Annotated in this window: 28 protein-coding genes and 4 tRNA genes; 25 read left to right on the top strand and 7 right to left on the bottom strand. The window is 69.3% G+C overall.

Annotated features, from left to right (window positions below; all coding sequences use genetic code 11):
- Window positions 1–35 precede the first annotated feature (35 nt).
- The 3 genes from ACWEOZ_RS14820 to ACWEOZ_RS14810 all read left to right on the top strand — a co-directional run bounded on the left by ACWEOZ_RS14820 (window position 36) and on the right by ACWEOZ_RS14810 (window position 2852).
- Complete coding sequence (locus ACWEOZ_RS14820; RefSeq protein ID WP_451911205.1) at window positions 36–860, top strand: GNAT family N-acetyltransferase; 825 nt, start codon at window positions 36–38, stop codon at window positions 858–860.
- On the top strand, window positions 857–1519 hold the full coding sequence (locus ACWEOZ_RS14815; RefSeq protein WP_451911204.1) for an MOSC domain-containing protein: 663 nt from the start codon (window positions 857–859) through the stop codon (window positions 1517–1519). Before ACWEOZ_RS14820 ends, ACWEOZ_RS14815 begins: the two co-directional genes overlap by 4 nt.
- A 139-nt stretch (window positions 1520–1658) precedes the next feature.
- On the top strand, window positions 1659–2852 hold the full coding sequence (locus ACWEOZ_RS14810) for an RNA polymerase sigma factor (RefSeq protein WP_451911294.1): 1194 nt from the start codon (window positions 1659–1661) through the stop codon (window positions 2850–2852).
- Here ACWEOZ_RS14810 and ACWEOZ_RS14805 read toward each other — a convergent pair.
- Window positions 2806–3156, bottom strand: coding sequence for a YciI family protein (locus ACWEOZ_RS14805; protein ID WP_451911203.1), 351 nt, complete (start codon window positions 3154–3156; stop codon window positions 2806–2808). The genes ACWEOZ_RS14810 and ACWEOZ_RS14805 overlap by 47 nt on opposite strands.
- A 79-nt stretch (window positions 3157–3235) precedes the next feature.
- On the opposite strand from ACWEOZ_RS14805, the gene ACWEOZ_RS14800 reads away from it, so the two are divergent.
- Window positions 3236–3571, top strand: coding sequence for a cupin domain-containing protein (locus tag ACWEOZ_RS14800; RefSeq protein WP_451911202.1), 336 nt, complete (start codon window positions 3236–3238; stop codon window positions 3569–3571).
- A gap of 7 nt (window positions 3572–3578) precedes the next feature.
- Here ACWEOZ_RS14800 and ACWEOZ_RS14795 read toward each other — a convergent pair whose 3' ends face one another.
- The 3 genes from ACWEOZ_RS14795 to ACWEOZ_RS14785 form a co-directional block, all read right to left on the bottom strand.
- Window positions 3579–4061 carry an STAS domain-containing protein gene (locus ACWEOZ_RS14795; RefSeq protein ID WP_451911201.1) on the bottom strand — a complete coding sequence of 161 codons (483 nt, stop codon included), beginning with the start codon at window positions 4059–4061 and terminating at the stop codon, window positions 3579–3581.
- Window positions 4062–4135: 74 nt separating this feature from the next.
- Entirely contained in the window at window positions 4136–4930 is a 795-nt protein-coding gene (locus tag ACWEOZ_RS14790; RefSeq protein WP_451911200.1) for an ATP-binding protein, read from the bottom strand.
- 96 nt (window positions 4931–5026) lie between these two features.
- Window positions 5027–5788, bottom strand: a complete 762-nt coding sequence (locus ACWEOZ_RS14785) for a rhamnogalacturonan acetylesterase (protein WP_451911199.1) — start codon at window positions 5786–5788, stop codon at window positions 5027–5029.
- 235 nt (window positions 5789–6023) lie between these two features.
- Here ACWEOZ_RS14785 and ACWEOZ_RS14780 point away from each other — a divergent pair, with 235 nt between their 5' ends.
- The gene (locus ACWEOZ_RS14780) at window positions 6024–7604 is read left to right on the top strand and encodes a hypothetical protein (RefSeq protein WP_451911198.1); all 1581 of its coding nucleotides are present in this window, start codon (window positions 6024–6026) and stop codon (window positions 7602–7604) included.
- A 106-nt stretch (window positions 7605–7710) separates the two neighbouring features.
- Here the strand turns inward: ACWEOZ_RS14780 and ACWEOZ_RS14775 are convergent, their stop codons facing one another.
- Window positions 7711–8862, bottom strand: coding sequence for an outer membrane protein assembly factor BamB family protein (locus tag ACWEOZ_RS14775; RefSeq protein WP_451911197.1), 1152 nt, complete (start codon window positions 8860–8862; stop codon window positions 7711–7713).
- Window positions 8863–9431: 569 nt separating this feature from the next.
- Window positions 9432–9515, bottom strand: a tRNA-Tyr gene (locus ACWEOZ_RS14770).
- Window positions 9516–9665: 150 nt separating this feature from the next.
- Here ACWEOZ_RS14770 and ACWEOZ_RS14765 point away from each other — a divergent pair.
- The 4 genes from ACWEOZ_RS14765 (at window position 9666) to ACWEOZ_RS14750 (ending at window position 12394) form a co-directional block, all read left to right on the top strand.
- Complete coding sequence (locus ACWEOZ_RS14765; protein ID WP_451911196.1) at window positions 9666–10160, top strand: YajQ family cyclic di-GMP-binding protein; 495 nt, start codon at window positions 9666–9668, stop codon at window positions 10158–10160.
- 30 nt (window positions 10161–10190) lie between these two features.
- Window positions 10191–10499, top strand: coding sequence for a hypothetical protein (locus ACWEOZ_RS14760; RefSeq protein ID WP_451911195.1), 309 nt, complete (start codon window positions 10191–10193; stop codon window positions 10497–10499).
- Window positions 10500–10543: 44 nt separating this feature from the next.
- Window positions 10544–11359, top strand: coding sequence for a sulfurtransferase (locus ACWEOZ_RS14755; protein WP_451911194.1), 816 nt, complete (start codon window positions 10544–10546; stop codon window positions 11357–11359).
- Window positions 11360–11479: 120 nt separating this feature from the next.
- Window positions 11480–12394 carry an IS5 family transposase gene (locus ACWEOZ_RS14750; protein WP_451911193.1) on the top strand — a complete coding sequence of 305 codons (915 nt, stop codon included), beginning with the start codon at window positions 11480–11482 and terminating at the stop codon, window positions 12392–12394.
- On the opposite strand, the gene ACWEOZ_RS14745 is transcribed toward ACWEOZ_RS14750, so the two are convergent.
- On the bottom strand, window positions 12391–12786 hold the full coding sequence (locus tag ACWEOZ_RS14745; RefSeq protein ID WP_451911192.1) for a hypothetical protein: 396 nt from the start codon (window positions 12784–12786) through the stop codon (window positions 12391–12393). The genes ACWEOZ_RS14750 and ACWEOZ_RS14745 overlap by 4 nt on opposite strands.
- A gap of 259 nt (window positions 12787–13045) precedes the next feature.
- Here ACWEOZ_RS14745 and ACWEOZ_RS14740 point away from each other — a divergent pair, with 259 nt between their 5' ends.
- From ACWEOZ_RS14740 to rpoB, 16 genes are all read left to right on the top strand, one after another.
- The gene (locus ACWEOZ_RS14740; protein ID WP_451911191.1) at window positions 13046–13216 is read left to right on the top strand and encodes a hypothetical protein; all 171 of its coding nucleotides are present in this window, start codon (window positions 13046–13048) and stop codon (window positions 13214–13216) included.
- A 65-nt stretch (window positions 13217–13281) separates the two neighbouring features.
- Complete coding sequence (locus tag ACWEOZ_RS14735) at window positions 13282–15810, top strand: EAL domain-containing protein (RefSeq protein WP_451911190.1); 2529 nt, start codon at window positions 13282–13284, stop codon at window positions 15808–15810.
- A 102-nt stretch (window positions 15811–15912) separates the two neighbouring features.
- Window positions 15913–15988 (top strand) — tRNA-Thr (locus tag ACWEOZ_RS14730).
- A gap of 61 nt (window positions 15989–16049) precedes the next feature.
- A tRNA-Met gene (locus ACWEOZ_RS14725) sits at window positions 16050–16122 on the top strand.
- A gap of 128 nt (window positions 16123–16250) precedes the next feature.
- Window positions 16251–16418, top strand: coding sequence for a 50S ribosomal protein L33 (gene rpmG / locus ACWEOZ_RS14720; protein ID WP_067495822.1), 168 nt, complete (start codon window positions 16251–16253; stop codon window positions 16416–16418).
- An 88-nt stretch (window positions 16419–16506) separates the two neighbouring features.
- Window positions 16507–16953: an FAS1-like dehydratase domain-containing protein gene (locus tag ACWEOZ_RS14715; RefSeq protein WP_451911189.1), complete on the top strand. Its 447-nt coding sequence runs from the start codon at window positions 16507–16509 to the stop codon at window positions 16951–16953.
- Window positions 16954–16955: 2 nt separating this feature from the next.
- Complete coding sequence (locus ACWEOZ_RS14710) at window positions 16956–17351, top strand: MaoC family dehydratase (protein WP_451911188.1); 396 nt, start codon at window positions 16956–16958, stop codon at window positions 17349–17351.
- 97 nt (window positions 17352–17448) lie between these two features.
- Window positions 17449–17521 (top strand) — tRNA-Trp (locus ACWEOZ_RS14705).
- Window positions 17522–17647: 126 nt separating this feature from the next.
- On the top strand, window positions 17648–18010 hold the full coding sequence (gene secE / locus ACWEOZ_RS14700) for a preprotein translocase subunit SecE (RefSeq protein WP_451911187.1): 363 nt from the start codon (window positions 17648–17650) through the stop codon (window positions 18008–18010).
- Between the two features lie 27 nt (window positions 18011–18037).
- A complete protein-coding gene (nusG, locus tag ACWEOZ_RS14695) occupies window positions 18038–18766 on the top strand; it encodes a transcription termination/antitermination protein NusG (protein WP_451911186.1) in 729 nt (242 codons plus the stop codon).
- Window positions 18767–18836: 70 nt separating this feature from the next.
- A complete protein-coding gene (gene rplA / locus ACWEOZ_RS14690; protein WP_451911185.1) occupies window positions 18837–19553 on the top strand; it encodes a 50S ribosomal protein L1 in 717 nt (238 codons plus the stop codon).
- Window positions 19554–19615: 62 nt separating this feature from the next.
- Window positions 19616–20497: an ATP-binding cassette domain-containing protein gene (locus tag ACWEOZ_RS14685; RefSeq protein WP_451911184.1), complete on the top strand. Its 882-nt coding sequence runs from the start codon at window positions 19616–19618 to the stop codon at window positions 20495–20497.
- On the top strand, window positions 20494–21195 hold the full coding sequence (locus tag ACWEOZ_RS14680) for a hypothetical protein (RefSeq protein WP_451911183.1): 702 nt from the start codon (window positions 20494–20496) through the stop codon (window positions 21193–21195). The genes ACWEOZ_RS14685 and ACWEOZ_RS14680 overlap by 4 nt, the downstream gene beginning before the upstream one ends.
- A 272-nt stretch (window positions 21196–21467) precedes the next feature.
- Complete coding sequence (rplJ, locus tag ACWEOZ_RS14675) at window positions 21468–22013, top strand: 50S ribosomal protein L10 (protein WP_360551791.1); 546 nt, start codon at window positions 21468–21470, stop codon at window positions 22011–22013.
- A gap of 57 nt (window positions 22014–22070) precedes the next feature.
- A complete protein-coding gene (rplL, locus tag ACWEOZ_RS14670; RefSeq protein ID WP_203776602.1) occupies window positions 22071–22454 on the top strand; it encodes a 50S ribosomal protein L7/L12 in 384 nt (127 codons plus the stop codon).
- Between the two features lie 612 nt (window positions 22455–23066).
- Window positions 23067–26507: a DNA-directed RNA polymerase subunit beta gene (rpoB, locus tag ACWEOZ_RS14665; RefSeq protein ID WP_451911182.1), complete on the top strand. Its 3441-nt coding sequence runs from the start codon at window positions 23067–23069 to the stop codon at window positions 26505–26507.
- The last annotated feature ends 53 nt before the right edge of the window (window positions 26508–26560 follow it).

Below are 26560 nucleotides of genomic sequence, written 5' to 3'. Positions count from 1 at the left end.
ATGCGCCGGGCTCCGGCGGGGCCGAGGATGACGGCATGGCCTGGCACATCACCAACAACGTGGACGAGTTCCTGAGCGGGGCGGGGGAGTTCCTGCGCGCTCGCCCGGTGGAGAACACCGTGCTGCTGACGATCACCGGGACGCTGCGGGAACGCGGGCCGCGCGCCTTCGGCGACGGCGCGGCGGTGTTCGGCTGGTGTGGCGACGGGGCTTTCCTGCGTACGCCGCCGCGCGGTGCTCTGCTCTCCGAGATGCCCCCGGCGGCCGCCGCTGAGCTGGCCGTCAGCCTCGCCGGGACGGACCTGCCGGGCATCGCCGGACCCGAGAAGGCGGTGGAGGCGTTCGCCTCCGAATGGCAGCGCCTCACCGGCGTCACCCCGCGGGTCACCGGACGCCAGCGGTTGTACCGGCTCGCCGAGCTGACCCCGCCCGACCCGCCGGCTCCCGGCGCCGGCCGGGTCGCCGAGGCCCGCGACCGCGACCTGCTGATCGACTGGATGATCGCGTTCCAGCACGCCCTCGGCGAGGACGCGGACCCCTCGGCCGAGTTCGTCGACGACAAGCTGTCCCACGGGGGCCTGCTGCTCTGGGAGGTCGACGGCCGGCCGGTCTCGATGGCCGGGATCACCAGGCCGGCCGAAGGCATGGTGCGGGTGCAGGCGGTCTACACGCCCCCCGAGCACCGCGCCCGGGGCTACGCGGGTGCCGCTACGGTGGCAGTCACGCGGGCCGCGCTGGCCGCCGGTGCGACCGACGTGGTGCTGTTCACGGATCTCGGCAACCCGACCAGCAACGCCCTCTACCAACGCCTCGGCTACACCCCGATCGAGGACCGCCGCACCGTGGAGTTCCCCGCATGAGCAGAGCCACCGTCCTGCAGGTCAACCTGGCCGTCCCGGAGAAGAGCGATGCCAAGAACGTCGGCATCACCGGCATCAACAAGCAGCCGGTCGACCACCCGGTCCCGGTGCGGGCCCCGGGCCCGAAACGGACCGGCCTGCACAGCGGCCTGGTCGGCGACCAGATCTTCGACATCGACCACCACGGCGGCGACGACCAGGCGGTCTACGCGTACGCCCGGGAGGACTACGACTGGTGGGAGCAGCAGCTCGGCCGCGAGCTGCCGGGCGGCATCTTCGGCGAGAACCTGACCACCGCGGGCCTCGACGTCAACGGCGCGCTGCTCGGCGAGACCTGGGTCATCGGCGAGGAGTTGGTGCTCCAGACGACGTTCGGGCGTATTCCGTGCGCGACGTTCCAGTGGAAGATGGGCGAGCCCCGCTGGGTGAAGCGGTTCGCGGCGGAACGCCGGCCGGGCGCGTACCTGCGGGTGGTGCGGCCGGGCGACGTCCGGGCCGGTGACGAGGTACGGATCCTGGACCGTCCCGCGCACGGCGTGACGATCGGCGACAGCTATCACGCCTGGCTGCACGACTCGGACCGGCTCCGGGAGTATCTGGAGCTCGACGACCTGCCCGAGGGACTGCGGGCGGACATCCGCCGCAAGCTCAAGCTCTGACGGAGCCGCTCGAGGTGGTCGGCCTGACGCCCGGACCGGCCTTCCCTTCCCGGCGGACCGGGCCCGGAATCGGCAGACTGGCCGGGTGGGTGACGCGCGGACGGTGCTGGACGAGCTCTGGCGAACCGACTCGGCCGGCATGCTCGGCGTGCTGGCCCGCCGGCTCGGCGACCTCGACCGGGCCGAGGAAGCCCTCCAGGACGCGGTTGCCGAGGCACTGAACCGCTGGCCCGCCGACGGCGTACCGGATAGTCCGGCCGGCTGGCTGGTGACCACCGCCTGGCGCAAGGCCGTCGACCGGCTCCGCCGCGAGGCCACCGGCCGCGACAAACTCACCGCTCTGGTGAGCGCTCCGCCACCGGAACCGACCGGCGACGACCGGCTCGCGCTGATCTTCGCCTGCTGCCACCCGGCGCTCGCCGAGCCGGCCCAGCTCGTGCTCACCCTGAACGCGGTGGCCGGCCTGCCCGCGGAGACGATCGCGGCGGCCTTCCTGCTGCCGGCCACGACCATGGCACAACGCCTGACCAGGGCGAAACGCCGGCTGCGGGACAGCGGCGTCCGGTTCGGACCACCCCCGCCCCAGGAGTACGCCGCCCGGCTGCCGGCCGTGCTCGCCGTCGTCTACCTGATCTACAACGAGGGCTACCTGGCCTCGTCCCGTGACGCCCACGAACGCCGGGATCTGGCTCGCGAAGGCATCGACCTGGCCCGGCAGCTGACCGTGCTGATGCCCGCCGAGCCGGAAGCCGCCGGCCTCCTCGCCCTGCTCGAACTCCACGAGGCCCGCGCCGGCACCCGCTTCGACGCGGAGGGGCGGCTGGTGCTCCTCGAGCACCAGGACCGGTCCCGCTGGGACCCAACCTTGATTTACACCGCGGTACGGCGGCTGGCCCGTGCGGCCCGTCACGATCGCCCGGGCCCGTACCAGCTGGAAGCGGCCATCGCCGCCCAGCATGCGGCCGCACCGTCCTACGAGCGCACCGACTGGGTCGCGCTGCGCGGTCTCTACGACCACCTGCGGATCATGCGCCCGTCGCCGGTGGTCCTGCTGGGCCGGGCGGTCGCCACGAGTTTTGTCGACGGTCCGGCGGCCGCGCTGGCCGAGGTGGACGACCTGGCCGACCGGCTCGCGGGCTACCGCCTCTGGCACGCGACCCGGGCCGACCTGCTGAGCCGGCTGGGCCGCGAATCGGAGGCGATCGAGGCGACGCGCCGAGCCCTGGCCCTGGCCACGAACCCGGCCGAACGGGAGCTGCTGGCCCGCCGCCTCGACGCCCTGGTGGCTACTCCACGATCGGGCGAACCTCCACCCGGTCACCCACCGCGCTGATCCCGGGCCAGGTCGCGGCCACGGCCACCGCGTCGTCGATGTCGTCGGCGTCCAGGTGGATGAACCCGCCGACGACCTCCTTCAGCTCCAGGAACGGCCCGTCGGTGACGGTCGGCTGCCCGTCGGGGCCGCGGCCCACGGTCTTGGCGGTGCTGGACGGCTGCAGCTCAGCGCCGCCCTTGAGGATCTTCCCCGCCTTGTGCCACTTCTCCCACCAGGCGTTCACCTCGTCCATGAGGCCGGTGGGCACGGCTGCCTCGAACCAGTTCGACTCGTCCCCGGCGATGATCATGACGTAGCGCATGACAGTGCTCCTCTCGGTAGGCGTACACCGGGATGACGAACGGCGTGGCCCGTATCTCGACACCCCCTAGGCTGCCGCCATGCAGATCATCACGGGAGCAGGGGTGTGGACGTCGCCCGCGGGGGCCGTCAACGACTGGGTGGAACACCTGCGGGTGCCCGATCTGTCGGTGGGGACGTACTGCATCCCGGCCGGGGGAGTCGACGACCAGAGCCCGCACACCGAGGACGAGATCTACGTGGTCACCGCCGGGCGGGCCACCATCGTCACCCCGGACGGCCGGGCCGAGGTCGGACCAAGCGCGGTGATCTTCGTACCGGCGGGCGAGGAGCACCACTTCCTGGACGTGACCGAGGACCTGGCCCTGCTGGTGATCTTCGGCCCGGCCTACGGGTCGCGCGCCGTCGCCGGCTGACCGGCGTTCAGTCGTCGCGTTCGCGCCGTTCCAGATCCATCTCGCGCTGATCGGCCAGCTCTTCGCGGATGTCCTCCCAGCGCTGATGGTCCGAGACCCGCTGCTGCCGTTCGTCGAGCATTTTCTCGCGCTCGTCGGCGAGCCGGTCGCGATCATCGGCGCGCATGACACGCGCCTGCATGAGGCGTACGAAAGCAGTGTCACCGACGGCATCAATCGTCCAGGCATGCCTCTCCATCAGCACCGCGGCGGCGCCGGTGATGTCCAGGAGCCAGCGGATGTGGTGCTGCGGACGCTGGACCACCACCGCGATGCCGTGCCGGGCGCCGCGCTGGTGCACACGCAGCAGAGTGCGGACCCCGCCGAGGTCGAGGAACCCGACGTGAGCGAGGTCGATGTCGATGCGCCCGATCGGGTTCCCGCTGACCCGTTCCACGAGCTCGAGCACGGTAGGGCCGGTCAACCGGTCAAGATCGCCGGACAGCGCCACGGTGACCCGGTCGGCGCTGTGGCTCACCCGCGCCCGCAGATGATCGGCGTTCGCCGCGTGCCCGGCGCGCTCACTCACCGCGGGGCCCGGCTGTGGATGGCCAGCGTCGCCCAGACGACCTTGCCGTCGCGCCACGGCAGCGCACCCCAGGCCGTGGCCGCAGCATCGACCAGCCACAGCCCGGCGCCGCGCTGGTCGCGCAGCCGCTCGGGATGCCACGGCTCGGCCTCCGCGACCGTGGGCAGTGCGGAATCCCGGTCGTAGACGCCCAGATGCAGCACGTCGCCGCGGACCGAGAGCACCACGTCCAGGTCGGTGCGGGCATGGTCGACGGCATTGCTGATCAGCTCGGAGGCGATCAGCCGGGCGGCGGGAGCGAGCGCCGGCTGGCCGAAATTGCGGCAGAGATCGTGCACCGTCCGGCCGCCCAGGAAAACCACGACCGGGTCGGGCGGCAGAGAGATCCGATGATGGTGCGGCCACTGCAGACAGCCCGCGACAGCAGCTCGCGCCGCGGCCACCGTGTCGGCCGTGGTCACGGCACCTCCGGTGGAACTGGCCCGGAGGCGATCGGCCACCCGGGGAGGGCAGGCGCACACGACCAGCCCGATGGGAGTCCGGCGCTGGGCGGCGAACCGGGCCAGGGTCTGCCACGTGGTCGCGGACTCACCTTTGTCGTCGGAGAGCTCCGACAGATCAACGATGATCATCCGAGGCGTCTCGGCCACACAAGCGCGCAGCACCCGGGACATCGTGGTCCGCAGCTCGCCGTCCCAGCGTCCCCGGACGACCACGGTGGTCACGCACTCGTCCCGGTCGTTGAGGCAGCTGACCCGGGCGGTGTCGCGTACGAGAAAAGACGTGTCCATGATCTGACTTCTGAGCCGGCGCGCGGAGCTGGTGACCCGGCCAGCCTATTTCCGTATCCGCGGGTCGCCCATCCCCCGAACGAGTCCGGCCGTACCTCAGAGCGGGTCGGGCCCGGGCCGGGTCGCCGGCCGGACCAGCAGGTCCGCTGAGATGTGCGGCTCCCGGAGAGCCCGCCGGTCCCGGCCGGGAAGCATCGACCCGGCCGACACCACAAGCCGGGCAACCTCGATCGCGCCACGCGCCTGCAGATGGGTGTCGTCCGCCTTGGCGCCCACCCAGAGGAAATAGTCCTTGGTGACCTCCGGCCCCAGCGAACTCCACAGGGCGAAGGAGAGCGCGCTGAGATCGATCAGCGGCGTACGGGTGGCGGCGGCCAGGGCCCGCATGGCGTCGGGATATTCCCCATGCGACAGGTACGGGACCCCGTCACTCGTGAAGCACCGCCGTTCGACCGGGGTGACCAGCACGGGAAGCGCGCGGGTGGCCCGGGCGCCGTCGATGTAGAGCCGCAGATAGTCCAGAAAGGTCGTCCACGGATCGGTGTGCCGGGAGGGGTTCTCGGACTCGTCGCCGTGCCCGAAGGAAATGAGCAGGACGTCGCGGGGCCGGAGGACCGCGAGAATCCTGTTGAGCCGCCCGGCGGCGGAGAAACTCTTGGAACTGGAAGCGGAGACCGCCTCGTTGACGACGAGGGTCCGGTGGTTGAGGAAGAGCGGAAGAGCCTGCCCCCACCCGGCTCGGGGAACCTCCGTGACGGCGTACGACATGGCCGTGGAGTCACCGACCACATAGATCGTCCGCTGCTGCCGATCGTCCGCTGCCCGGCCGGCCTCGGCCGGCGCGGCGAGGGTCCCCAACCACCCCGCGGCTGCAGCGCCGCAAAGCAGCGTCCTCCGATCGACACCCATGCGGTCATACGATCACAAAGCGGATGGCGGCGGGCCGTCGTCGCTGTACTTCCACTGATCGGCGCACACCTCCTGCGCCACCCGGGACCAGCCACTACGCCCGACGGGGCCACGCGGAACCCGGAAGCGGTACTACGATGCGAGCACTTCACCGACGCCCGGTCTCCGCCGCAGAGGAATCGCCATGCCAACCCGTTCGGCCCATCGCCTGCTGGTCGCCCTGGCCGCCGTCTGCGCCGCCACCCTCGGCCTGCCCGCCCCCGCGAACGCCGCGCCGCCGGCCCCACAGGTGCAGCTCGCCAACCGGATCGTCGCCCCGGGCTCGCCGGCCGAGGTCTCGATGAAGCTGATCCTCGACCCGGCGGCCGGCAGCCACGGGGGGTATTCCAACACGACGTTCACCGTCGAGCTGACCGGGCTCACCGGGGTCACCCTGGTCGAGGACGACGACTCCTGCACGAGCGTGTCGGCGACGAAGGTGACCTGCGTCGATCCGGGGCTCGGGGTGACGGCCGGCACCCCGTACGACGCCGGCTTCGCCGTGGAGCTCAAAGCCGGGGCCGGAGCCTCGGCCGGGGCCAAGGGCACCCTGCAGGCCACTTTCACCGCCGACGAGATCTCCCCGGTGACCGGCACGGCCGAGGTCGAGGTGGCGGAAGCCGTCGCTCTCGCCGGCGGCGCTCGCCAGCAGCTCAGCCTCAAGCTGGGAGCCACCTTCGACAGCAAGGTCCAGGTGACCAACAGGTCAAGCTCGACCGTGCACGGCGTGGTGCTGTCGGTGGACGAGCCCAACTGGACGTTCGAATCCCTCGAGCGGTACTCCAACTGCCGGTACACCGAGGACGGCATCTACCGCAACAGCATGCTGAGCTGCCGCTTCACCGCCGACATCGGGCCCGGCCAGACCGTCGGGGCGGTGCTGCCCCTGCGGCTGCGCAAGGACACCCCGGCGCCTGGCACGCAGGAGGCGCAGTACCACTGGTGGACCGTCGACTCGTACGAGCAGGCCGCCGCCGACTCCGGCTTCGGCGGCGGTGAACCGGGCACCGGGCCCGCCCTCGCGCTCACACCGGTGACCGGCGCGCGCGCCGCCAGGGCCCAGGCCGGCGAGGCCAGGCAGACGCTCGAAGTCAAGGTGCTCGGCACCAACCGGGCGGACATCGCAGTGTTCGGCGCGACGGCGTCCGGCGCGGTCGGCACCGTGGTGACCGTGGCCCCCGGGATGCGCAACAACGGTCCGGCGTCACGATGGAACGACATCGGGCCGGCGGTCGAGGCCACGGTCACCCTGCCGCCGGGCACCTCGTTCCTCGGGGTTGAAGAGGACCTCCCGGACAACTGCTTCGCCACCGAATTCCTGCCGTTCGACCAGGTCAAGGTCTGGCGCTGCGAGGTGAACTTCTACTTCGAGGCCGGGCAGGAAGTCACCTTCCCGTTCCCCCTGCGCATCAACACGGCCACTCCGAACGCGACCGGCACGATCGTGCTCGACAAGGCGTACGCCGACAAGGTCAACACCTGCAACAACACGGCGAAGATCATCATCAACCCGACCGGTGGCAGTCCTTCCGCACCGAGCTGCAACCCGTCCGCCACGCCAACGGTCGTTCCTACCGGCGGCGCGGGCGGTGGTGGGGGCGAGCCGGGCCTGCCGATCACCGGACCCGGCGCGGCTGTGATCGCCGGGTCTGGGGCGCTGATCGTGCTGATCGGCTTCGGGGTGCTCATGCTGGGCCGCCGCCGGCGTACCGGCATCGACGCCTAGTAGTTCAGCGGGAGGTCGTTCTCGAGACCCAGTGACGCCCTCACCGAGCCTCGAACGGATCTCCTGCTGGACTACCCGGCTCAGCCGCGCGAGCCTCATGGCTCTTCTAAGGAGCGTAGGCCTGCAACTCGTAGCCCTTCACCCGCAGGACCTGACCGCCCACCACTACGGCGTGCTGGTATGGCGAACTGTAGGTTGCGCTCAGCACTAGCGAGCCGTTCGTGGGCGACAGAATGCTGCCGGCCACGTATAGCAGACCGCCGGCCCGAATGGGCCGGCTGTCCGGCACTCCCTCCCGGCGCCACAGCGAGCGGCCGTCGGCCGCGTCGTAGGCCGTGACCTTGCCCGGTCGGGAGACGTACACGCGGCGGCCATCAGCGGCGACCTGACCCGCGGCGGCGGGCACCGACCACACCACCTTGCCGGTCGAGGCGTTCAAAGCCGCGAGCTGGTCGTCGGGTCCCCGAACGTAGAACTGGTCACCGGCCGGGTTCGCGGCAAGGACGGACCACTGAACGCCGGACCGCCAGAGCACCTTCCCAGTTGTGGCGGCGACCCCGAACGAACCCATGCCAGTGCCGGTAAGCAAGAGTCGCCCGCCAGCAGAGACAGGGCTGGACAACACGCCCTCCTGTCCCCACACTTCACTGCCATCGCTGACCCGATAGCCGCTCACCCAGTAGCTCGAGCAGACCTCGCACATCGAGTAACTGATCAGCATGCCGCCTTGAGCAACGACGCGTTCCGTGGCGTTACCTTCGAGGTGGGTCCACCGCACCTTGCCCGTCTTGGCGTCGAGCGCAACGATGTGGCCGCTGGGATCACTCACGCCGTAGCAGTAGTAGCCAGTGCTGATCACAATGTCCCCCACCACTGTCATGGTTCGGTGGACCATGTCCTCCATGAACGTGGCGTTGCTCCAGAGCCGTCGCCCGGTCTTGAAGTCGAACGCCCCGACGCCGCCGGCGTCGATCATGAACACCCGGCCGTCCGCCACGACTGGCGCGGTCTGTTCCTGGCAGCCATCGGTACCCGGCTGGGGCGCCGCGCGCCACTTCAGCTTCAGCTTCTTGACGGTGCTGGCGTTGACGACGGACTCGGCGGAGTTGTAGCCGGTGTTACCGGGACCAAAGCCGTCGTGGGTCCATCCCGGAGTCGCTGCTTGCGCCGGCGTAGAAACGCCAGCGATTGCGGTCGTGCTCGACACTGCTGCCAGCAACAGACCGGTTGCCCACCGGACACTTCTCGCACGCTTCATGGATGTCGTCCCCGTTACCTCTAGGTTGGTCACTAGATGAACGCTTTTGAGAGCTTCGAGCGGTGGGTGCCGGCAGAGTCGGAGCCGATAACCACTCACTCGGATTCAGCCGATCCGCTGGGGCGCTCGGTCCGCATGGGCACCACGGGCTGCCTTCATCGCCGTTGCCGCACCGGTGCCGTGACGACCCAAACGATCTGGGAGCGCGGCGGCGCAGGTAAGCCCGTTCGCGCGGGAGGTGTACGCCTTGTCGGCCGAGGCCCGGTCCGGCTGGGTGCGTGGCCGGCCGACCGGATGGGGAACCCGGATGTCTTCCATCACGCCAATGAACTGCGGGCTGTCGCCACGCTGCCTGGCCTCAGCACGATCGACAGCGGCTTCTGCCGTTGTTCGCAGCTCAGAGGCAGTCTCGCGGTCCTCCCGACGACGCGGACGACCTCGCCGCCTGATCAATGCCTGGCATTCGGGGGACGTATGGGGCCCAGATAGCGAGAACAAGCGGCACCGAGCGAGACTCACGAAAAAGCCCTCGACCGGCATAACGCCTGGTCGAGGGCCTCTCGTGCCTGTGGTGGCGGGTAGAGGATTCGAACCTCTGTAGCTTTCGCGACGGATTTACAGTCCGCTCCCATTGGCCGCTCGGGCAACCCGCCTGGGCATGCCGCCGCGGTCCCCCGCTGCGACGAAGAACAGGATAGCCATACCCACGGCGGGATTCACAACCGGGTACGGTCGGCATGTCGGGGGCCCCTCGCGGCCTTCCGCGGACATCGATACGTGGCCCACCAGCAGGAGTCTGAATCATGGCAGCCAGCCCGTCGTTCGACATCGTCAGCAAGGTCGACGGCCAGGAGGTCGACAACGCCTTCCACCAGGCGGAGAAGGAGCTCGGGACCCGGTTCGACTTCCGGGGGACCGGCACCGTCATCGCCAAGTCGGGGGAGAACGGCGTCACCATCACCTCCGAGACCGAGGAGCGGGCCGTCGCCGCGCTCGACGTCTACAAGGAGAAGCTGGTCAAGCGGAACATCTCCTTGAAGTCCCTCGAGGCCGGCGAGCCGCGGCAGTCCGGCAAGACGTACAAGATCGATTGCCAGGTCATCGAGGGGATCGAGACCGACAAGGCCAAGGCGATCAGCAAGAAGATCCGGGACGAGGGTCCCAAGGGCGTGCAGGCGCAGATCCAGGGCGACCAGCTCCGGGTCACCGGCAAGAAGCGGGACGATCTGCAGGCCGTCATCGCCCTGCTCAAGGCCGAGGACTTCGGCGTCGCGCTGCAGTTCACGAACTACCGGTAAGCGCGCCGGCGGCGGCGCAGACTGAGGGCCATGAACCTTGGTACGGCGACGCTGCTGGTCGGCGGCGTGATCGGGCTCGTCCTGGCCCTGTTCGGGGTCAGGATGCTGGTCACCGGCCACGCCCCCGCCGGCACGGCGCGAAACTTCCCCGGCGTGCGCGCCGCCGCCCTGTACCACCTGCTCTTCGGCCTGGCCCTGCTCCTGATGGTGCTGGGGCAGGCCCTGCTCACCGGCACCGCGAGACTCACCGCGACCGTGCTGGCCGTCGCCCTGGTCGCCGTCGCCCTGGTGCGTTTCCGGCCCCGCCGGCGCAACTCCGCGGACGACCCGAGCAAGTAGGTCCCCGGACGGCCCCAGCAGGAGTGAGTAAGTAAGGAGTCAACGTGATCGATCCGGTCGTCGACCAGGCGTGGGTGCAGGGGCAGGCCGGCCGGGTGGTCCTCGCCGATGTCCGCTGGTATCTGGACGGCCGGTCCGGGCGCGCCGCGTACGACTCCGGGCATCTGCCGGGTGCGGTCTTCGTCGATCTGGATCGCTGGCTGGCCCGGCCCGCCTCGCCGGCCGACGGCCGGCATCCGCTGCCGGATCCCGAGGTCTTCGCGGCGGGCATGGCCGCGGCGGGCATCGGCGACGACGACACGGTGATCGGGTACGACGACGCCGGCGGTGTCATCGCGGCGCGACTGGTCTGGATGCTGCGCGCCACCGGGCATGAGGCTGCGCTGCTCGACGGCGGGCTGGCCGCGTACCAGGGTGAACTGGTCCGTGCTGAGCCGGACCGGCCGCCGGCGGTCTTCACGCCACGGCCCTGGCCCGCCGACCGCCTGGCCGGCATCGATGACGCGGCCGCCGGCTCTTCCGTGGTTCTCGACGCGCGCGACGCGGCGCGGTTCCGGGGTGACACCGAGCCGGTCGATCCGCGGCCGGGCCACATCCCCGGCGCGCGGAGTCTGCCGTGCCGGGAGAATCTCGGCGCCGATGGCCGTTTTCTGCCCGTCGCCGAGCTCCGCGAGCGGTTCGCCACCGTCGGGGTGGGGGAGGGCGCGGACGTCGTCTCCTACTGCGGCTCAGGGGTGACCGCCTGCCACAACCTGCTCGCCCTGGAGCACGCCGGCCTCGGCGTGGGCCGGCTCTACCCGGGCTCGTGGTCGCAGTACAGCGCGACCGACCGTCCGGCCGCGACCGGCGACCGCGTCTAGCCCTGCCCTCTAGGGCGTGTTTCGTAGGCGTCGATGTGCGGCGTGGCGGTGATCGATAACTGAAGAGGTCTCCGGTATTTGGTTCAAGCGACCAAGCCAGAACTTCACACCGGAGACCTCGTGCCGAGCGTAGCGGCAGCGAGGCGACATGACCTGACCGACGGGCAGTGGGCGGCGCTGAAACCGTTGCTGCCTGCGGGAACGGGTCGTGATCGGCCGCGCAGATGGACAATGAGAGTGATCATCGACGGGATCCGGTGGCGGGTCCGGACCGGGTCACCGTGGCGGGATGTGCCAGCGGTGTATCCGCCGTGGCAGACGCTGTATCGGTGGTTCCGGCGGTGGCAGCGTGACGGCGTCTGGACGCAGATCCTGGCGACGTTGCAGGCCCGGGCGGACGCCGCCGGGTTGATCGGCTGGACGGTGAGCGTGGACTCGACCATCAGCCGCGCCCACCAGCACGCGGCCGGAGCCCGCCGCGACGGCCAGAGACAGAAGGAACCGCCCGGCGGCCTGACCGCCGAGCCGGCCGACCATGGACTCGGCCGGTCCCGCGGCGGCTGGACCACCAAGACCCATCTGGCCTGCGAACAGGGCCGCAAACTCATGGCCATGGTGGTGACGGCCGGACAACGCGGCGACAGCCCGCAGCTCATCGCCGTTCTGGCCAAAGTGCGGGTCGCCCGTGCCGGTGGTGGCCGCCCCCGGACCCGGCCCGACACGGTGCTGGCGGACAAGGCATACACGTCCAAGGCCAACCGTGCCCACCTGCGCCGACGGGGCATCCGGGCGTGCATCCCGAGCAAGACCGACCAGGACGCGCACCGCAAGGCCAAAGGGTCGAAAGGCGGGCGTCCGCCCGCCTTCGACCCCGAGGTGTACCGCCTGCGCCATGCCGTGGAGTGCGGCATCAACCAGCTCAAACAACACCGCGCCATGGCCACCAGGTACGACAAACTCGCCGTCCGCTACGAAGCCACCCTCACCATCGCCGCCATCAACCAATGGCTGCGGGCACTACGAAACACGGCCTAGTCCGGGCGTCCGGCCAGCCCACGGGCGTTGGAGGCCTCGTCCGGATCCAGCCCCTCGAACCCGGTCAGCTCATGCTGACGCGCCTGCTCCTCGATCCACCGGTTGTGCGCCTCCCACGCGGCCTGCTTGCTCGTGCCGAGCGCCGCTCCGATCTGATTCCACGACGCCCCGCTGCTCCGGGCGGACCGCACCATCGCCTGCCGCCCATAGCCGGCCTTGCGGATGACCACCTCGCTGAGCGCCAGCAACTCCAGTGCTTCCTCGCGGGTCAGCGGCGGGTTGTCGGTGTCCGCCGTCATCGCCGCGAGGGCATCCCGCATCCTCAGCTCGTCGTAACGCGTTGTGGCGGTGGAGAGCGTGTGCTGTTGCTCCAGTTCGTCGGGAGTAGTCATGAATCGCAGTCTTCCGTCAGGTTTCCCTGACGTCAAGCTGGCCTGACAAACCGAAGCGAATTGCGCTCACTTCTCGCGATAAATCGGGCCCAAAGGCCTCAATTTTGTGTGCCCTAACTGCATGAACACCTCAGCCGTTCAGTCAAGATTTCGGGATGTGCGGTTCCGACCCGCCGTTCGGCGGTGTCTGACGTACTCAGCGTGTGGCACCATCATGGAACCCCACCCCGAACTGACACCTTCATTACAGGAGCCATAGATGTCCGCAAAGAAGCTCGGCCGCTTCACCGCCGGCTTGTTCGTGGCCCTCGGTCTGGCGTTCGGCGGCTCGCTCATCGCGAGCGCGGGCGGCAGTGGCGCGGCGCCCGTGGCCGCCGGCACGGCGACTATCGGTGCGACCGCGATGCAGATGGACTTCGAGTGGGGCTGAGCGGGCCGAGGACTGCGCTGGTCCGCGCACCGCGTATGGGGTACACCGAGCGGTAGGGGCGTGGAATGGCAGGGCGGCAGTCCCCACCGCGACGATCTCCTGAGTACGTCTGGCTGATCACCGGCACGTTGACGATCATCACCGTCGTCTTCAGCGTGATCCTGGCCCACCAGCACTCCGGTTGGTACAAGGAATGGCCGGCGGCCCTGATGGCGCTGCCGTTCTTCGTCCTCGTGGGAATCGGCTACCGGTACGTCCTGATCCGGCGGCACGGATTCGTGCTCAACCTGATCGAGATCCCGCTCGTCCTCGGCTTCTACTTCGCGCCCGCCGTTCTCGTGGTGGTCGTGAGTGCCCTCGCGATGCTCATCAAAGAGCTGCGTCGTAATGCCGCGCCGGACAAGCTCGCCTTCAACGTCGCGCGCGCCAGCGCCGGCGCGGCCAGCGGTGGGATCGCGCTGGCGCTCCTGCCGCCCTTCGAAGGCACCGGCCCGGTCACGTGGGTCGTGCTGGGCACCGCGGTCACGATCAACACGCTGGTCAGCCTCTTCGCCGTGGTCGCCGTGATGGTCACCGTGGAGAGTCTGCAGGCGGGCCTGGAGATGCTGCGGGTCTCCTGGCTCGGACTGCTGGCCGCCGAGGTCTGCATCGTCATCGGCCTGGTCTTCGTCATCGCCCTGGACACCACGTGGTGGTCGGCGATCCTGCTGTTCGTGATCGCCGGCGTGCTCACCCTGGCGTACACCTCCTACTCGGACTTCCTGCGACAGCACCACACGCTCGCCGAGCTCTACGAGCTCGCCAACGCCGTGGTCGAGTCCGGCCAGGACGTCACGCTGGTCGATTCCCTCCTGGTCCGGGCCCGGGCGCTGATGCAGTCCGAGTTCGCGACGGTACGGCTGCCGGCGAGCGGCCGCCATCCGGAGGTCATGCTCACCTCCAAGATCGAGGCGCAGGGCCTGCTCGACGTCAGCAACACGCCGCTCGAGGTGATCCAGCGGGCGACCGCCGAGCGCCGCAGCGTCGCCGTCGGGCCGAAGATCGACGCGGACCGTGATCTCCTGCCGGTGCTGCGCGCGGCCAAGGTGAAGGACTGCATCGTGGTCCCGCTGCGGTCGGGGCAGGCGGTGATCGGCACCCTCGAGGTCATCAACCGGCTCGGCGACCTGAAGAACTTCACCCTCAGCGACGTGCAGGTCGTCGAGACGATCGCCGCGCACGCCGCCGCCGCGGTGGAGAATTCGCGCCTCGTCGAGCGGCTGCGCTACGACGCGTACCACGACCGGCTGACGTCGCTGCCCAACCGCCGGCGGATCACCGACGCGCTCACCGAGTCCGTCAAGATCCGGACCCCCGGTGAGGTGGTGGCGGTCATCCTCTTCGACGTCGACGGGCTGCGTGACGTCAACGAGTCGATGGGTCACGACGCCGGCGACAAGCTGCTCACCGAGGTCGCCGTGCGGCTGCGCAAGATCGCCGGCCCGGGTGCGCTCGTCGGGCGGATCGGCGGCGACGAGTTCGTGGTCACGCTGCGGGCCGAGAGCACCGAGGAGACCGTACGGCTGGCCACCGAGATGCGGGAGCAGCTGCGCGGCCCGATGGCCGTCGGCACGCTCACCCTCGACGTGGACACCGCCGCGGGCGTGGCCGTGCAGCCGGACCACGGCGACGACCCCGACGCCCTGCTGCGCCGCGCCGAGCTGGCTGCCAACGCGGCCAAGGCGCTGCCGTACGGCGTCCAGCTCTTCCACCCCGCGCTGGAGTCCCGGGCCGTGCGCCGCCTGGGCCTGGCCGCCGATCTGCGCCGGGCCCTGGACTCGGGCGAGCTCGAGGTGCACTTCCAGCCGAAGGTCACGATCCAGGACCGGCACCTGATCGGGGTCGAGTGCCTGGCCCGCTGGCAGCACCCGGCGCACGGGGAGGTCTCCCCGGAGGACTTCGTCGCGGTCGCCGAGCACACCGGTCAGCTGCACCGCCTGACCGAGGTGGTGCTCACCGCGGGCCTGCGGCACTGCCGGGAGTGGGCGGACGCCGGCCGGCCGCTCTCCATCGCGGTGAACCTGTCCGCGCGCACCCTGCTGGACCCGCGCTTCCCCGACCAGGTGCACGAGCTGCTCAAGCAATACCGAGTGCCGCCGCAGCAGGTCACCTTCGAGATCTCCGAGCCCAGCATGCTCGGCGAGATCGAACGGGCCCTGCCGACCCTGTACAGGCTGCGCGACCTCGGGGTGCGGCTCTCGGTCGACGACTTCGGCACGGGCGCCTCCTCGCTGTCCTATCTGCGCCAGCTGCCGGTGCACGAGGTGAAGATCGACGACAGCTTCGTGCAGGGGATGGCGACGGACTCCGGGGATCTGGCGATCGTGCGGGCGGTGGTCGGGCTGTCCCGCGAGTTCGGGCTCACCGTGGTCGCCGAGGGCGTGGAGAGTGAGCTCACCTTCGATCTGCTGGCCGAGATGGGCTGTGAGATCGGGCAGGGCTACTTCTTCAGCCGGCCGCTGCCGGTGGAGCGGCTGAACACCTGGCTCAGCGCCCAGACCGAGCCCGAGGAGACGCCGACCGGCGAGGTGCGTCGGTTGCGGGCCGTCGGATGACAAGCCGCTGACCAGCGATTTCGCCACGCGGGGGAGGCGATTTCACCTGGGCTGGCCAGCCGTGTAAGCTTCTGTCTGCGCATCACGCGAGAGATCGCGCGCGCCCCCTTAGCTCAGTCGGCAGAGCGTCTCCATGGTAAGGAGAAGGTCTACGGTTCGATTCCGTAAGGGGGCTCCAACCGGGTTCGTCCTACGCCCTCGCCAAGATCGGTGAGGGCGTTCGATCGTGAGCCTGGCGCGGCGGTGTAGCTCAGATGGCAGAGCAAGCGGCTCATAATCGCTGTGTCGCCGGTTCAAGTCCGGCCACCGCTACTCATCCGGGACCCGTCCCGGATGCCGTACGAACCCGGGCATCCGTCCGCCGGTTTTGCATGTCCGCGTGACTAGCGTCTACGCTGGTATGTCGTATGTGAATCCCGTTAGCAGGAAGGCACCCCGCCGTGGCCAAGGCGACCGACGTCCGTCCCAAGATCACCTTGGCGTGTACGGAGTGCAAGGAGCGGAACTACATCACCCGTAAGAACCGCCGCAACGACCCGGACCGCATCGAGCTGAAGAAGTTCTGCCCCCGGGACGGCAAGCACACCCTGCACCGCGAGACCCGCTGATCTTTCGTACGACGGCGTGGCGGTGACCCTCATGGGGTCGCCGCCACTTCTGTTTACCCGGGCAGTGACGGGCAGGTAGTTTCGCCTCATGCCCCTCGACCAGTCCTTTGTCGGCCGCAGCTGGCCGGCCACCGCGCCCTACCTCGTGGGCCGCGAGAAGATCCGCGAGTTCGCCGCCGCGATCGGCGCCACCGACGCCGAGTATCACGACCCGGAGGCCGCTCGCGCGGCCGGCTATCCCGACGTGGTGGCCCCGCCCACCTTCCCGGTCGTGATCACCATGGCGGCCAGCCGGCAGATCGTCGCGGACCCGGCTCTCGGCCTGGACTACAGCCGGGTGGTGCACGGCGACCAGAAGTTCGCCTACACCCGCCCGGTGGTGGCCGGGGACTCCCTCATCTGTGTGAACACGGTGGACGAGATCACCTCGCGCGGTGGTCACGACTTCCTGACCACCCGCACCGAGGTCACCACCGAGGCCGGCGAGCCCGTCGTCACGGTCTGGTCCAAGCTCGTCCAGCGCGGGGAGAACTGATCATGACGGACACGCTGCCCACCCAGACGTTCACGGTCACCCGGGCCGACCTGGTCCGCTACTGCGGCGCTTCCGGCGACTTCAACACGATCCACTGGAGCGAGCGGATCGCCCAGAGCGTCGGCCTGCCCGGCGTCATCGCCCACGGGATGTACACGATGGCTCTCGCCGGCCGCGCGGTCACGGCCTGGGCCGGTGCGCCCGATGCGGTCGTCGAGTTCGGCGTGCGGTTCAGCCGCCCGGTGCCGGTGCCGGACACCGACGAGGGCACCGAGGTGGTGATCAGTGGGGTGATCAAGGAGGTCACCGACGACGGACTCACCAAGCTGGAACTGACCGCGACCTGCGGCGGCGAGAAGGTGCTGTCGCTCGCGAGGGCCACCATCCGCAAGAGGTAGGCCCGGGTTGGGAATCACGCGGACCTACCCGTACACTGGTCCGCCGTGGGGTAGTGAACCCTGCCTTTCGCGCTGCGACGGGCAGGATGCCTCACAAAGGGGTGTAGCTCAATTGGCAGAGCAGCGGTCTCCAAAACCGCAGGCTGCAGGTTCAAGTCCTGTCACCCCTGCGCACCGATCGGCCCAGTAACCGGACCGGCCCCATGGCCGGTTCGCCCGGCGGCGGGCGGCCGGCTTGACCGACCGCCGCATACGGCGCCGATGCGACATCCCATCGACGACGGAAGAGGGCGGAAGTGGCCGAGAGGAAGCGACCCGGTGACGACGCTGCAGGCGACCGCCCCGAGGACGAGGCCTACACCGACAGCGACGTCCAGGACGACGCCGTCGAGGTGACCGACGAGCCGGAGAACCGTGGCGGCGACAAGGCCGAGTCCGGCAGCGTGTCGACCAAGCGCGAGGGCCGGCGCGGTGGCAACCGCATCGGCGGTTTCTTCCGCGAGGTCGTCAGCGAGCTGCGTAAGGTCATCTGGCCGACCCGCAAGGAACTGCTGACCTACACGGGCGTCGTGATCGCCTTCGTCACCGTGATGACCACGATCGTGGCGCTCCTGGATTACGGGTTCGGCAAGGCCATCCTGGCGACGTTCGGCAACTGAAGCTGAGAGTTACGGAAGTGAGCAAGCGTGCCTGAGTACGACGACGAGACCGCCCTGGCCGCCGACGAGCAGTCCGCGGTCGCGACGGCGGACGATGCCGAGTCGGTCGAGGCCGCCAGCGAAGAGCCAGCCGCCGAGGTGGAAGCCCCGGACGCGGACGAGAACTACGACCCAGTCGCCGAGCTGCGGCAGAAGCTGCGCTACGCCCCGGGCGACTGGTACGTGGTGCACTCGTACGCCGGTTACGAGAACAAGGTCAAGACCAACCTCGAGACCCGGATCACGAGCCTCGACATGGAGGAGTTCATCTTCCAGGTCGAGGTGCCGACCCGCGAAGAGGTCGAGGTCAAGAACGGCAAGCGCCTCCAGGTGCAGAACAAGGTCTTCCCGGGCTACATCCTGGTCCGGATGGATCTCACCCCCGAGTCGTACTCGTGTGTGCGCAACACGCCTGGTGTGACCGGCTTCGTGGGCGCCACCGACCGGGTGGACCGCCCGGCGCCGCTGTCGCTCGACGAGGTGCTCAAGTGGCTGGCCCCGGCCGTCGAGGCCGAGGAGAAGAAGGCCAAGCCCGAGGTCCGCGTGCTGGACTTCGAGGTCGGCGACTCGGTCACCGTCACGGACGGCGCCTTCGCGTCGCTGCCGGCCTCGATCAGTGAAATTAATGCCGACCAGCAGAAGTTGAAGGTACTGGTCTCCATCTTCGGTCGCGAGACGCCGGTGGAGCTGAACTTCAACCAGGTCGCCAAGATCTAGTTCACAGACGGAAGTCGTGGGAGGGGCGCGAACGGCGCGTCCCGCCATCTACCACAGGAGCAAGAGAGACATGCAGCGCAGCAAGGCGTACCGCAAGGCAGCTGAGCAGATCGACCCCAACGCGCTCTACGCGCCGGCCGAGGCCGTGAAGATCGCCAAGGGTGCCAGCCCCACCAAGTTCGACGCCACGGTCGAGGTCGCGATGCGCCTCGGCGTGGACCCCCGCAAGGCCGACCAGATGGTCCGCGGCGTGGTCAACCTGCCGCACGGCACCGGCAAGGTCTCCCGCGTGATCGTCTTCGCGCAGGGCGCCAAGGCCGAGGAGGCCGTCGCGGCCGGCGCCGACGAGGTCGGCACGGACGAGCTCGTCGCCCGCATCCAGGGTGGCTGGCTCGACTTCGACGCCGCGATCGCGACGCCGGACCAGATGGCCAAGATCGGCCGGATCGCCCGGATCCTCGGCCCCCGTGGTCTCATGCCGAACCCGAAGACCGGCACGGTCACCATGGACGTGACCAAGGCGGTCAACGACATCAAGGGCGGCAAGATCACGTTCCGGGTGGACAAGCACTCGAACCTGCACCTGATCATCGGCAAGGCCTCGTTCTCCGAGGAGCAGCTGGTGGAGAACTACGGTGCGGTCCTCGACGAGGTCCTGCGGGCCAAGCCGTCCGCGGCCAAGGGCAAGTACCTCAAGAAGGTCACCGTCAGCACCACCATGGGCCCCGGCGTGCCGGTCGACCCGAACGTCGTCAAGAACCTGCGCGGCGACAACGCCGACGCCTGACGAGTCCACAGGAAGCCCCCGGGGATCATCCCGGGGGCTTTCTTTGTGCCAAGCTGTCCGGCGTGCGATTCGACCAGGTCTGGTTCCGGTACGCACGCCGGGCCGGGTGGACCCTGCGGACTGTGGACGCCACTGTCGCGCCCGGCTCCACCGTGGTCGTGCTCGGCCGCAACGGCGCCGGCAAGTCGACGCTGCTCCAGCTCGCCGCCGGTGTGCTGCGCCCGGGCCGGGGTGCGGTGCGGGACAGACCGCCGGTCGTCGGCTGGGTCCCCGAGCGTTTCCCGGCCGACCAGCCCTTCACCGCCGACCAGTATCTGACGCGAATGGCGGCCCTGCGCGGGCTGCGCGGCACCGCCCGGGTCGAGCACTGGGTCGAGCGTCTCGGTCTCGCCGCGCACCGGCACACCCGGCTGGCCGACCTGTCCAAGGGCACGGCGCAGAAGGTCGGCCTGGCCCAGGCCCTGCTCGTCCCGCCGGGCCTGCTGGTGCTGGATGAGCCCTGGGAGGGCCTCGACTCCGTCGCCCGCACGCTGATCCCGCACATCGTCGGTGAGGTCACCGCGGCTGGGGGAGCGGTCCTGGTCAGCGACCACCGCGGCGAGATCGCCGGCCTGCCGGCCGCGATCCGCTGGACGGTGGCCGACGGCGCCGTCCACGTCGACCCTGCGGCCGACCCGGCCGATGACCGCTACGAAGTCGTGGCCGACGGCACCGTCCACGTCGACCCGGCGGCCGACCGGTTCGGTGACCGCGACGAGGTCGTGGTCGAGGTCGCCGTCCGCCGCGCGGACGCCGACGACACGGTGGCCCGGCTGCGTGCGGACGGTCACCGCATCTTGGGGATACGCGCACCGGGCGGACCGTGGCCCAGCAGCGCGGAGCCTCGAGACGCCGAGCAGCCCACGAGTGGCGCCGACGCCGCGGGTGACGGGGTGGTCCGGTGATCGCCCTCGTCCGCATGCGCCTGGCCGCCTTCGTCCGCGGTGGTCGTGCCCTCGCTCCACTGATCGCCGCCCTGGCATTGCTCGGCGTCATCCACGGCGGCGGCCAGTCGCCGGCTGCCCCGGCCTACGGCTACTCCGCCGTGATGCTCTTCCCGGTGCTGGCCTGGCAGGCCAAGCTCGTGCTGGACGCCGAGCCGGACGGCCAGCGGCGGTTGGCCCGCCTCGCCGTCGGCGCCCGCCGCGAGGCAGCCGCCGGGCTCCTGGCCGCCACGCTCCTGGCTCTGGCGTTCTGCGTCGTGGCCCTGCTCGTGCCGTGGTGGCCGTTCCACGCCATCAGCTCCCCGGAGCCCGGCTCCGCCGAGCCGTCCCTGGCGGCCGGCGTCGCGCTCGGCGTCCTGGCCCATCTGCTGGCGGTGCCGGCCGCGGTGGCGCTCGGTGCCCTGGCGAGCCGAGCGGTGACCCGGACCGTTCGGAACGGTCTCATCGTGCTGGTGACCGGTTCCGTGCTGGTGGTCGTGCTCGGTCTGAGTGGCTCGGTCGCACCGTGGCTGGTGCCGCCGGTGATGGCGACGGCGCGGGCGCTGAGCGCCGACCACCTGCCCTCGGCGGGGACGTTCTGGCTGCTCGCCGGCTGGACGACGCTGTGGTGCGCGGTTGCCCTCGGCGGTTACGGGCGCCTGCGCCGCAGCCGCTCATGACGGTGATTTGGAGGTAGCGCTCGCGCTCGCGTACAGTTTGCCGAGAAGTTCCACCCATAGACCGCTGGTCGTCGCCCTTCTGTCTTTGACGGAAGTGGCGGTCGAAGGTCCCGCAGCATTCGGGCGGCCCGCGCAGGGGAGAACGGTTCGTGATCATGTCGACGCGGCAACGTGTCCATGTCCCGCCCCGTGCGCCCTGCGCCGGGGCGTTTCTCGTGCTCGGGCCCGCTGAGAAGTTCCGGCCAGCGGCTGAGCACTGAGAGAGGAGGGACATGGCGGACAAGCCGGTCCGGGCCGACAAGGCCTCTGCCGTCGCCGAGCTCACGGAGAACTTCCGTAACTCCGCGGCCACCCTGCTGACCGAGTACCGCGGCCTCACGGTTTCCGAGATCACCGAGCTGCGGCGCTCGCTGGGCAACGACACCAAGTACTCCGTGTCGAAGAACACGCTCGCCAAGCGGGCGGCGACCGACGCGGGTATCGAGGGCCTCGACACGCTGTTCACCGGTCCTACCGCGCTCGCCTTCGTGGGCGGGGACCCGGTCGAGGCGGCCAAGGGCCTTCGTGCCTTCGCCAAGGCCCACCCCGTTCTGATCATCAAGGGCGGCGTCTTCGAGGGCAAGGCCGTCTCGGCCGAAGAGGTCAGCAAGATCGCCGACCTCGAGTCCCGTGAGGTGCTGCTGGCGAAGCTCGCCGGCGCCATGAAGGGCAACCTGACCAAGGCGGCGGCCACGTTCCAGGCCCCGCTCGCCCAGGTCGCCCGCCTGGCCGCGGCTCTGCAGGACAAGCGCGCACAGGACGGTTCCGCCGAGGCCTGATCAGGCCGCGCGGAAGTTCGACTTTCCATTCACAGAAACAACGAAAGGTTGCCAGACATGGCGAAGCTCAGCACCGACGAGCTGCTTGACGCGTTCAAGGAAATGACGCTGATCGAGCTCTCCGAGTTCGTGAAGCAGTTCGAAGAGGTCTTCGAGGTCACCGCGGCCGCGCCGGTCGCCGTCGCCGCCGCCGGTGGCGCTGCTGCCCCGGCCGAGGCCGAGGCCGAGAAGGACTCGTTCGACGTCGTCCTCGAGGGTGACGGTGGCAAGAAGATCCAGGTCATCAAGGTCGTGCGTGAGCTGACCGGCCTGGGCCTCAAGGAGGCCAAGGACGCCGTCGAGGCCGCCCCCAAGGCGATCCTCGAGGGTGTCAACAAGGAGAAGGCCGAGGCCGCCAAGGCCAAGCTCGAGGGCGAGGGCGCCAAGGTCACCCTCAAGTGACCTGAGCTCCACCGCTTCACCTCGGCGCAGGCGAGGACCCGCAAGGGTCCTCGCCTGCCCCGTTTCTGGACATTGAATTCCCTGGTCAGAGGCGGTTTCGCCGGCCGTCGGATGGCTGACGGACAAATGTGGCCAGGCCCCGCTTTTCGTACGCTAAAGTCGCTATGCCGCGTCCGGTGGACGACGGCGCAGGACCGACCCGTGGCGGAACCCTTGACTGTGTGTCCGCTGACAGGCACGCTGACATCAGCAAGTTTCCGCGCTTGCGACAGCCGTCCTGTGGGTACACCCGCTTCAACCGGGTTCTCACAGACCGGCACCCGAGGGAGAGACGCCGCGTTCCGAGCGGCCCCGCACGAGGCACTGACCATGAAGGCGCAGGTCAGAGGCCGCGGGGACACCGTTCCGCAGGCCCCCTCCGGTGTGGGCTGGACAGCGGTTAGCCGAGCGGCTACACTGCTAGTTTGCGCTGCCTTCTGTCATGAGCCCTGCAGGAACATCGATCCGGATGATTTCCTGGGGGTTCATTGGAGTGCACGCACACAAGTGACGCAGACAGTTGCATCAGCAGCTCAGCCGCATCAGCAGCACCGGTCCTCGGAAGGACGCATCTTGGCAGCTTCCCGCCCTGCGAAGACCAGTCGTACGTCGAGCGCTTACGCTCCCCGCCGTATCTCGTTCGGCAGGATCACCGAGCAACTCGAAGTCCCCAACCTCCTCGCCCTCCAGACGGAGTCCTTCGACTGGTTGGTCGGGAACGAGGCTTGGCAGACGCGCTCTACGGACGATCCACATGCCCACTCGGGCCTCGCAGAGATCCTCGAAGAGATCAGTCCCATTGAGGACTTCTCCGGCACCATGTCGCTGTCCTTCTCAGCGCCGCGCTTCGACGAGGTCAAGGCCTCGATCGAGGAGTGCAAGGAGAAGGACCTGACCTACTGCGCACCGCTGTTCGTGACCGCGGAGTTCACCAACAACACCACTGGCGAGATCAAGAGCCAGACGGTGTTCATGGGTGACTTCCCGATGATGACCCCCAAGGGGACGTTCGTCATCAACGGCACCGAGCGCGTCGTGGTGAGTCAGCTCGTCCGCTCGCCGGGCGTGTACTTCACGAAGGAGCCGGACAAGACCTCCGACCGTGACCTCTCCAGCGTCAAGGTCATTCCGAGCCGGGGTGCCTGGCTCGAGTTCGACATCGACAAGCGCGACACCGTCGGTGTCCGCATCGACCGCAAGCGCCGGCAGGCCGTCACCGTCCTGCTGAAGGCGATCGGTTGGTCGGCGGACCAGATCCGGGAGCGGTTCGGCTGGTCCGAGCTGCTCATGACGACGCTCGAGAAGGACCACATTGGCGGGCAGGACGAGGCCCTGCTCGACATCTACCGCAAGCTCCGTCCCGGCGAGCCCCCGACGCGTGAGAACGCGCAGACCCTGCTCGACAACCTCTTCTTCAACCCGAAGAGGTACGACGTCGCCAAGGTCGGCCGGTACAAGTTCAACAAGAAGCTCGACATCGACGTCCCGATCGTCCGGGGCACGCTGACCGAGGAAGACATCGTCAAGACCGTGGACTACCTCTGCCGGCTGCACGCCGGTGAGGAGGGCTACGAGGCCGACGACATCGACCACTTCGGCAACCGGCGCCTGCGCACCGTGGGCGAGCTCATCCAGAACCAGGTCCGCGTGGGCCTGTCCCGGATGGAGCGCGTCGTCCGCGAGCGCATGACGACCCAGGACGTCGAGGCGATCACGCCGCAGACCCTGATCAACATCCGCCCCGTGGTGGCCGCGATCAAGGAGTTCTTCGGCACGTCGCAGCTGTCGCAGTTCATGGACCAGACCAACCCGCTGGCGGGCTTGACCCACCGGCGCCGGCTGAGCGCGCTCGGCCCCGGTGGTCTGTCCCGTGAGCGGGCGGGCTTCGAGGTCCGTGACGTGCACCCGTCCCACTATGGCCGGATGTGCCCGATCGAGACGCCGGAAGGCCCGAACATCGGCCTGATCGGTGCCCTCTCGACGTTCGCGCGGGTCAACCCGTTCGGATTCATCGAGACCCCGTACCGCAAGGTGGAGAACGGCCGGGTCACCGACCAGGTCGACTACCTCACCGCGGACGAGGAGGACCGCTTCGTCAAGGCGCAGGCCAACGCGACGCTGGCGTCCGACGGCACCTTCGCGCAGGATCGCGTCCTGGTCCGCCGTAAGGGCGGTGAGGTCGACTACGTGCCCGGCACCGAGGTCGACTACATGGACGTCTCGCCGCGGCAGATGACCTCGGTCGCGACGGCGATGATCCCGTTCCTCGAGCACGACGACGCCAACCGTGCCCTCATGGGTGCGAACATGCAGCGTCAGGCCGTTCCGCTGGTCAAGGCCGAGGCGCCGCTGGTCGGCACGGGCATGGAATACCGTGCCGCGGTCGACGCCGGCGACGTGGTCGTGGCCGAGGTCGGCGGTCTGGTCGAGGACCTGTGCGCCGACTACGTGACGGTGCACCAGGACGACGGCCACCGCCGGACCTACCTGCTGCACAAGTTCCGTCGCAGCAACGCCGGCTCCTGTGTCAACCAGAAGCCCGTCGTCTTCGAAGGCGACCGGGTCGAGGCCGGCCAGGTCATCGCCGACGGTCCGTGCACCGACGAAGGGGAGATGGCCCTCGGCCGGAACCTGCTCGTCGCGTTCATGTGCTGGGAAGGCCACAACTACGAGGACGCGATCATCCTGTCGCAGCGCCTCGTGCAGCAGGACGTCCTCACCTCGATCCACATCGAGGAGCACGAGGTCGACGCCCGCGACACCAAGCTCGGCCCGGAAGAGATCACCCGCGACATCCCCAACGTCAGCGAGGAAATGCTCGCCGACCTGGACGAGCGCGGCATCATCCGGATCGGTGCCGAGGTCGTACCCGGCGACATCCTGGTCGGCAAGGTCACGCCCAAGGGCGAGACCGAGCTGACCCCGGAGGAGCGGCTGCTGCGCGCGATCTTCGGTGAGAAGGCCCGGGAGGTCCGGGACACCTCGCTGAAGGTGCCGCACGGCGAGACCGGCACGGTCATCGGTGTCCGCACGTTCTCGCGGGAGGACGGCGACGAGCTGCCCCCCGGCGTGAACGAGCTGGTCCGGGTCTACGTCGCCCAGAAGCGCAAGATCCAGGACGGTGACAAGCTCGCGGGCCGGCACGGCAACAAGGGCGTCATCTCCAAGATCCTGCCGATCGAGGACATGCCGTTCCTGGAGGACGGCACCCCGGTCGACATCGTGCTCAACCCGCTGGGTGTGCCCTCGCGCATGAACATCGGCCAGGTCCTGGAGACCCACCTCGGGTGGATCGCCAAGACGGGCTGGGAGGTCGAGGGCGAGGACGCCGACTGGAAGCGTCAGCTGCGTGCCATCGAGGCCCACGAGTCGCCGAAGGACAGCAACGTGGCGACCCCGGTCTTCGACGGTGCCCAGGAGGACGAGATCAAGGGCCTGCTGGAGTCGACCCTGGTCAACCGCGACGGTAAGCGGCTGGTCAACGGCGACGGCAAGGCGCAGCTCTTCGACGGTCGCTCCGGTGAACCACTGCCGGACCCGATCTCGGTCGGCTACGTCTACATCCTGAAGCTCAACCACCTGGTCGACGACAAGATCCACGCGCGGTCCACCGGCCCGTACTCGATGATCACGCAGCAGCCGCTGGGTGGTAAGGCGCAGTTCGGTGGCCAGCGCTTCGGTGAGATGGAGTGCTGGGCGATGCAGGCCTACGGTGCGGCCTACGCACTGCAGGAACTGCTCACCATCAAGTCCGACGACGTACTCGGCCGCGTGAAGGTCTACGAGGCGATCGTCAAGGGCGAGAACATCCCGGAGCCGGGAATCCCCGAGTCCTTCAAGGTGCTTCTCAAGGAGCTCCAGTCGCTGTGCCTGAACGTCGAGGTGCTCTCCAGCGACGGTGTTGCCCTGGAGATGCGCGAGACGGACGACGAGGTCTTCCGGGCCGCGGAAGAACTCGGCATCGACCTGTCCCGGCGCCCGAACGAGGGCGTCAGCAGCGTCGAAGAGATCTGACGGAGAGCGTCCCCGGCGGTCCGGCCCACTGCGAGGTGAGCCGAGCGCCGGGG

Source organism: Actinoplanes sp. NPDC004185, assembly GCF_053603475.1.
This window is presented reverse-complemented; position numbering and strand designations above follow the sequence as displayed.